The sequence below is a fragment of the Argonema galeatum A003/A1 genome, from assembly GCF_023333595.1.
GTDB classification, from domain to species: Bacteria; Cyanobacteriota; Cyanobacteriia; order Cyanobacteriales; family Aerosakkonemataceae; genus Argonema; species Argonema galeatum.
In genome coordinates this window covers 1-7,454 of the sequence record NZ_JAIQZM010000013.1, presented here as the reverse complement: position 1 = coordinate 7,454, position 7,454 = coordinate 1, and the positions used below count along the sequence as shown (strand labels likewise).

Here is a 7,454-nt window from a genome sequence, read left to right as displayed (position 1 = left end):
AGGAGAAGGACGAGAAGGAATTCTGCTTCTGTCTTTCTCCCCCGCAACGGAGGAAGAGGAGAAGGACGAGAAGGAATTCTGCTTCTGTCTTTCTCCCCCTCTCCGAGATCGGAGAGGGGGTTGGGGGGTGAGGTTCTTCATTACATCGATCGCACCTGCATGACTCGATGATACTGTAGGGCTTTGGGCACCTATTGGTTAAAATTTAAATCAATCCAACAGATGTGAAGCAACGGAGACTGGGAACTTGGTCGCCTCTAAAGATACACAAGCATTGACACAACCACTCCCCTTAGTGACCGATCCGGCTGTACTACAGCAAGTCATTCTCAACAAGCTCAATACACGCATATATCCCCGTGGTGAACTGGTAATGCCTTGCGTACCGGCAATGCTGGATCATTACTTACAGCGACTGAAGATGCTGTTCGACTCACTTGGCAAAGCCTTTTCTGAAGAAGAACTACAGCAGTTGCGTCAAGTTCTTAGCCGTAGGTTGGAAGAAGGATTTCGCGCTTCACCTCATTCAAGTATTGTACTCAAATACGAACCAGCTAAGCCTCCTAATGTAGGTTTAACTTGCAATCTTACAACAGCGGTTTCATCAGTTGCAGATCAATACAAAAACTGGGTTGAAACCAGAAAACCGCCTTTATTCGGTTCTCATCCAGATGCCAAGGTGATGGCTACAGTTGCTGAATTAGGCCAAGACCCTTCAACTACACCCATTTTAGATATAGGAGCTGGAACAGGACGCAATACTCTACCTTTAGCAAGGCTTGGGTATTTGGTTCACGCGATCGAATTAACCCCTGCTTTTGTCCAACAGATCGAAGGAACTGTGCAAGCAGAGGGATTACCTGTAGTAGTTACGCAAGGTAATATCCTCGACCCAATGGTGCGGATGCGACCCGCTCATTATAAAATGGCAATAGTTGCAGAAGTGATTTCTCATTTTCGAGATGCCGATCAATTGCGACTGTTACTTGCTAAAATGTGCGATGTCGTTCGCTCCGGTGGTTTGTTACTTTTTAACACTTTCTTGACCGCAGATGGCTACGCACCAGAACAAGTAGTACGAGAAATGTCAGAAATAGCGTGGTCATCCATTTTTACACGCGCCGAGCTAGCATCGGCAATGGAAGGACTCCCGCTAGAAATTATCTCAGATGAATCTGTGTTTGAATACGAGCAGAAACACCTGCCTGCCGAGGCATGGCCTCCAACCGGATGGTTTGCTAACTGGGCAACAGGCCGAGATCTGTTCCCGATCGTTAATGGTCAACCACCGATGGAACTACGCTGGATTTTGTGCAAACGCACTTAGAAAAATTAAAAAATTAAAAATTAAAAATGCGATCTGATTTCCATTTTTGATTTTTGATTTTTAATTCTTAGTGGAATCATTTGTTCCAAACCACTAAAACAACACCGCAGACGATTAGACCCAAACCCACAATCCGACTCACCGGAATTTGTTCCCCAAAAACAAAGTAGCCCAACAGCAGCGAGAAAACATAAACTAAGGAAACCGCAGGGCCAGCAACACTTAATTTGACTCGCGTCAGCAGCAAAATGTAAGCGCAGGCTCCTAGAGCATAGCAAGTGAGGCCAAACAATAGTTCTGGCGTGAGCGCAATCCCTATAATATGGCTAAACAAGTTGCTGGCATTGACTTTCCCTAGCTTTGATGCCCCTGCTTTTAGGAAAAATTGCCCAGCGACACTTGTTAACACCGAAATGAAAAACAGTCCAAACTCTGAGGGGGTCACAACCTATAATTCTCGTGTAAAGATCTCATACAATTTTAGATTTTAGATTTTGGATTTTAGATTTAACATATCAGCTTATTAACACTGCTACCATCACCCACGTTAAAATCGAATCGAGTATAGGCATGAAACAGGTACTGTCAACAACCCACCACGTGAAAAGGAGTACCGATTAAGCGTGGGGGCTTGAAAGATAGCCCTAGTTGACCAGACTCAGGTAGCAATACCTACGTTAGTAGCAAGAGTTCAAGCTCCTACCTACAGATGCGACGCCAGTCTGTAGCTCTAGAACCAAGTAGTTAAACAGGTTTAGAGGGTTAAGCCAGTGCTACGAAAGAAAGTACCGACTACTAACTTTGTCGAGGCGAACATCACCCCAGAAATGGGAGGGGAGTAATCCCAATTAAACGCCTCACCGAGGCGGGTCACAATATCGGTAGCCTCTATCCTGTAATGCCAGCAGGTATGCCAGGAAGTTCCCACTTCTGAGGCGAAACGGGTTTTTCACGTCATTTTAACAATCTTTATGCAAACTAGACCACGGCCTCCCTTTCCTCTCACCGCCAAGCTCTTTACAGCTATGGCGGGAGTCTCCAGGGAGGAAGAAAAATGACGAGCATTCTGCAATCTCCCTACACAAGCGAACAAATTGCAGCTTGGCTGCGCGGTTTGCTTACTCTTGCTTGGGCTGACGGCAATTTTGATGAACAAGAACAGCAGTTAATTGCCTCTCTGACTCAGGATGAACTTGCTCCCTCAGTTGATTTGGGGTCGCTGGAACCGATCGGGCCAGCAGAGTTGGCGCAGGTTTTAGGGCCAAAAACTGATGCTGCCGAGAATTTCTTGCGAACGGCTGTAATGGTGGCATTAGCAGATGGTGTTTATTCTGCCAGCGAGGATGAAGTGCTGCACCAGTTTTGTCAGGCTTTGGGACAAAATGAGCAGGTGTTAGAGGCTCTACGCCATACTCTCTACGAAGATAAGGCAAAAGCGCCTGCTACTCAGGTATCCCATGAAGGAGCCTTACCTGTAAAGGAGTACCAATCGCCGCAACGGCAACGGGATGCGCTCAAACCTGTACGGAACTGGCTAGAAGGATTGGACATTCAAGACCCCAGGGTGGCCCGCTTTTTGTGCAAAATGATCCCATCCCAGTGTCCGTTTGAGCGAGATGTGACCCTGTTTGACCACAAAGTCGTACATATTCCCCCCCTGTGTAAGCTAAATCCACTTTACGATCAGCTAGTAGGCTTGCGCTTCCGAGCGCTGTCTTATTTAGCAGATGATTGTGGTGAAGATGTGTCCCAATATTGTTAGCAGTCATTGGTCATCACTTAAGAATAACTAACTGACGACCAATGACTGATGACTAATGACGAATAAGTGATATGCAATTTATTGACCAAGCAGAGATTGAAGTAGAGGCTGGAAATGGAGGCGATGGCATTGTCGCCTTCCGACGAGAAAAGTATGTTCCGGCTGGGGGGCCATCGGGTGGCAATGGTGGCAAGGGCGGTTCAGTGTTCTTTGTGGCGACGGAGAACCTGCAAACTTTGCTGGATTTTAAGTACATTCACCGTTTTAAGGCGGAAGACGGGGGACGTGGGGGGCCGAATAATCGCACTGGAGCAAATGGAAACGATCGCATTATTCCGGTTGCCTGCGGCACATCTGTCTACGATACCGAAACTGACGAATTATTCGGGGATTTGGTAGAACCGGGGCAAACTATCTGTGTAGCTCAAGGTGGTAAAGGCGGTTTGGGAAACCAGCATTTCCTCAGCAACCGCAACCGCGCCCCCGAATATGCTCTTCCGGGACTAGCAGGGGAAAAACGGCTGCTGCGTTTGGAGTTGAAGTTGCTTGCGGAAGTAGGGATTATCGGTTTGCCGAATGCGGGTAAATCTACTTTAATTTCAGCCATTTCAGCAGCTCGTCCTAAAATAGCAGATTATCCGTTTACGACGTTAGAGCCGAATTTGGGTGTGGTGCGTAAACCTAACGGCGATGGTGCTGTGTTTGCCGATATTCCTGGATTGATAGAGGGTGCCCACGAGGGTGTGGGGTTGGGTCATGATTTTTTGCGCCATATTGAGCGGACTCGTTTGCTGCTGCACTTGATCGATGTTACAGCAGATGATCCGATGGGTAACTATCAAACAATTGAGCAGGAGTTGCAAGCATACGGCAGAGGTTTGCCAGAACGCCCGCAAGTTCTGGCACTTAATAAAATGGATGCGGTTTCGATCGATCGAGATTTGGAAGAGTTCGCATCCGAACTGCGAGCTCTTCGCCATGCTCCTGTTTTCCTAATCTCTGCTGTTAGCCACAACGGATTAGAGCCAATGTTGCAGGAAATTTGGCGAATGCTGGAAGAAACAGGGGCTAAGGAAGAGGGGCTAGAGGCTAGGGGCTAGGGGCTAGGGAAGAGTGGGAGAGTGGGAGAGTGCAAATCTTCTCTCTAATCCCTAGTCCCTAATCCCTAATCCCTAATCCCTAATCCCTAATCCCTAATCCCTAATCCCTAGTCCCTAGTCCCTAGTCCCTATTTCTTTGAGCATTAACAGACTGGGTATCTTCTAGGCGATTAATGGGGGTGGGAGAAGGAATAGAATTACCGGGAGTTGTCCCATCGCTAGCTGGTAACTGGGGATTGGCGATCGATTTGCTGAAGTATTGATAGGTGACGCGAGAGATCTTGTTAATCAGTTCAGCTGCCCGCGTATCGTTGCGGGGACGTTTAACCATCACGGCGGCGATATAGCGCTTGCCGCTGGGCAAATCGATTAAGCCAACATCTGCAAGCATTGAGCCAATATTGCCAGTTTTGTGGGCAATATTGGCTCCTTTTCCCAGTCCGCGTGGCAGGAGAGAGTTGTTTGCAGTCCGTCGCATGATATCCAGGAGGCGATCGCGCGACGGTAGGGAAACCAACTCGCCCTGGTTTACCCGCCCTATCAAGGTTGCCAACTCTTTACAACTGGTAGTGTTTGTTCCTTCTATATCGGGTAGTTTGTTGCGGATTGCCGTTGCTGTCAGCCCCCAGTCTCGGAAGCGCTGATTTAGGGCTTCGGCACCACCCAGACGGGCAATCAGCATATTGGTGGCGGTGTTGTCGCTGATCGTAATCATCTGGGTTACCGTTTCCAGAGCCGTATATTTTGTTCCTGGGGGTTTGTACTGCATTTTGCCGGAGCCAGAAGCGATCGCTTCTGGTTCTAGGGCCAGTACTTCATCTAAGCGAATTTTGCCAGCATCTATATCTTGGAAAAAGGCAACTAGAATCGGTACTTTAATCGTGCTAGCCGCCGCCAAGTTGGCTGTACCATTCCAGTCTAGATAAGCACCTGTATCTATATCGAGGACAAATATACCTGGAGCCAATTGGGGATACTGATTTGCTAAGGACTGTACAGCAGTTCTGAGTGGCATAATTTCCTGACTCAGCTTCAGCGCCGTTAAGCCATCTCCAAATGTAGAAGCGGGTTTCAAACTAACATCTGCCACAGCACTATGCTGGGAAGGATTAACTGTCTCAGAGATTGCAGATGGCTTGTGGCTGGCTGGGTTCCAAATCGACAGTATTGTACCGACGATCGCACCTAGACCGATCCCCAAAATGAGTAGGCGCATTGCGTACACCAGTACTCCAGGGGAGTTGCGTCGCTGCTTAGGTAACGATCTCCGTGAAACAGAAACTGGGGGGCGAACGGGCTGAGGGGATTTCCTGATTTTTTCCTCTCCTGCTTTCCTGCTTTGCTGACGCCTTGCGCCATTCGATTTGGGATTTGGGATTTGGGATTTGGGATTTACTCCACGACTGAAGTCGGGGACTTGGGATGAGAGGATTTTGGATTTTGGATTTGTTCTATAGTTGAAACCGTCATTCGATTTGGGATTTGGGATTTTGGATTTGGGATTTACCCCACGGCTGAAGTCGGGGGCTTGGGATGAGAGGATTTTGGATGAGGGAATCTCTCTTACAGCGGGGGGCGGCTGCACTACAGAAGTGGGTTTTGCCCTAAATTTAGTAAGCCCGTCCTTTGAGGTTGTTTGTCTAAGTGAAAGATTGGTGAGATTACCAGATCCTACTATCTTGCTTCCCCGCTGCTTTCTGGCTGGGGTTGCTGGTTTTTTGGAGGGTTGACCAAACAGCCTCTGCCACCAGTTCAATCCGTCACGGCGTTGGCCTACATTCCTGGGCAATCGTCCCTCTAGGGCAGAAGAAACCCCTGCCTTAGACGGTCTGGGTCGAAGCCCAGACCGTTCGGTTGGTGTCCGGGCTAATTCCTGCCGCTGTGGCACTTGCTGTTGTTTGAGCTGCCGCCGCTGGCGACGGGGATGGCCCTTTTCGGACGCTGCCACGGATGACACCTCTTAGAAAGTTGACTTAATTTGGGGACAAAAAATGTAGACTACACCGATCGGTAATACTAGACCCAAAAAACTCTACTACATCGCAGCTACACCCGGATCGGGTCGGCCATGAAAGCCGACATCTAAGATTCCTCTAGGGGCAATAGGGTGTCTAACACAGCTGGAGAACCTTTAGATAGAGCCCATTCTATCTGGCTGAGGATGCCTCGCTGCATTGCTACGTCTGCTCTAGATGGCTGGGATCGATTAAAAAGTAGCCGAAATTTCGCCATCCGGGAGGCTGCTGTGTGGGGATAGATATAACCAATTTTTAACAGCACGGCTTCTAGTTGCTGATAGTACTCTTCTAAGATTTCTAATGTTGCCGTATCGGTGTGGGGAGATGGTTGAGGGGTGAGTGCCCCTTCGCTTATTGCTTGGTAAAGTTCGTAACAGCAAATAGCAACTGCCTGAGCCAAATTTAGTGCTGGATAGGCATCGCTGGAAGGAATACGTATGAATCGCTGGGCATATTTCAATTCGTCGTTGCTCAAGCCTCGGTCTTCTGGGCCAAAAATCAAGGCTGACGATCCTTCTTCGAGCAGCCAGGGCAAGGTGCTGCGGGGTTTTTCTAGATGGAGAGATAACCGTCTGTCGCGTGCTGTAGCTGCGATCGCTCTTGAGCATCCTTTCAATGCTTCCGGCAAGGTGGCGACCAGTTGAGCCGCTTCCAGGATGTCTACCGCATGGACTGCCATAATCCTTGCTTGTGCTTCCAAAGGTTCGCATTTGGGCTCCACCAATACTAGCTGACTTAGCCCCATATTTTTCATGACGCGGGCGACTGACCCTATATTCAAGGGGCCGATCGGTCTCACCAGCACTATTCGCACCTGCGCTAAGGCTGTCTCATCCATTAGTGTGTCCGTACCGGCCTTCCTTTAAATTGGATTAACAATAGTATCGTTAAATTAACATGGCACGCCAGCGTTCTAAATCCGATCTACCCACAAAAATTTGTCCCGTATGTCAACGTCCGTTCACCTGGCGTAAAAAATGGGCTGATTGCTGGGATGATGTGAAGTATTGCTCAGAACGCTGTCGCCGTCGCCGGAGTAATTAAAAATTAATAATTAAAAATGGTGAATGGGGAGTACGACAACTGTAAAGCAACTGACAACTGACAACTGACAACTGACAACTGACAACTGACAACTGACAACTGACAACTGACAACTGACAACTGACAACTGACAACTGACAACTGACAACTGACAACTGACAACTGACAACTGACAACTGACAACTGACAACTGACAACTGACA

Annotated in this window: 8 protein-coding genes; 4 read left to right on the top strand and 4 right to left on the bottom strand. The window is 48.3% G+C overall.

Annotated elements, in window-relative coordinates:
- Window positions 1–391 precede the first annotated feature (391 nt).
- Window positions 392–1,327, top strand: coding sequence for a class I SAM-dependent methyltransferase (locus LAY41_RS15385; protein WP_420840326.1), 936 nt, complete (start codon window positions 392–394; stop codon window positions 1,325–1,327).
- A gap of 76 nt (window positions 1,328–1,403) precedes the next feature.
- Here the strand turns inward: LAY41_RS15385 and LAY41_RS15380 are convergent, their stop codons facing one another.
- Complete coding sequence (locus LAY41_RS15380; RefSeq protein WP_249099368.1) at window positions 1,404–1,772, bottom strand: EamA family transporter; 369 nt, start codon at window positions 1,770–1,772, stop codon at window positions 1,404–1,406.
- A gap of 609 nt (window positions 1,773–2,381) precedes the next feature.
- Between LAY41_RS15380 and LAY41_RS15375 the strand changes: the two genes are divergently transcribed.
- On the top strand, window positions 2,382–3,089 hold the full coding sequence (locus LAY41_RS15375) for a Mo-dependent nitrogenase C-terminal domain-containing protein (protein WP_249099366.1): 708 nt from the start codon (window positions 2,382–2,384) through the stop codon (window positions 3,087–3,089).
- Between the two features lie 71 nt (window positions 3,090–3,160).
- A complete protein-coding gene (gene obgE / locus LAY41_RS15370) occupies window positions 3,161–4,189 on the top strand; it encodes a GTPase ObgE (protein WP_249099362.1) in 1,029 nt (342 codons plus the stop codon).
- Between the two features lie 121 nt (window positions 4,190–4,310).
- Here obgE and LAY41_RS15365 read toward each other — a convergent pair whose 3' ends face one another.
- A complete protein-coding gene (locus tag LAY41_RS15365) occupies window positions 4,311–6,137 on the bottom strand; it encodes a serine hydrolase (RefSeq protein ID WP_249099359.1) in 1,827 nt (608 codons plus the stop codon).
- Between the two features lie 134 nt (window positions 6,138–6,271).
- A complete protein-coding gene (locus tag LAY41_RS15360; protein ID WP_249099357.1) occupies window positions 6,272–7,045 on the bottom strand; it encodes an RNA methyltransferase in 774 nt (257 codons plus the stop codon).
- Between the two features lie 59 nt (window positions 7,046–7,104).
- On the opposite strand from LAY41_RS15360, the gene LAY41_RS15355 reads away from it, so the two are divergent.
- A complete protein-coding gene (locus LAY41_RS15355; protein WP_249099352.1) occupies window positions 7,105–7,251 on the top strand; it encodes a DUF2256 domain-containing protein in 147 nt (48 codons plus the stop codon).
- Between the two features lie 10 nt (window positions 7,252–7,261).
- Here the strand turns inward: LAY41_RS15355 and LAY41_RS15350 are convergent.
- Window positions 7,262–7,454, bottom strand: a 193-nt coding sequence (locus tag LAY41_RS15350; protein WP_249099349.1) for a hypothetical protein, incomplete at its 5' end; no start/stop codon positions are given.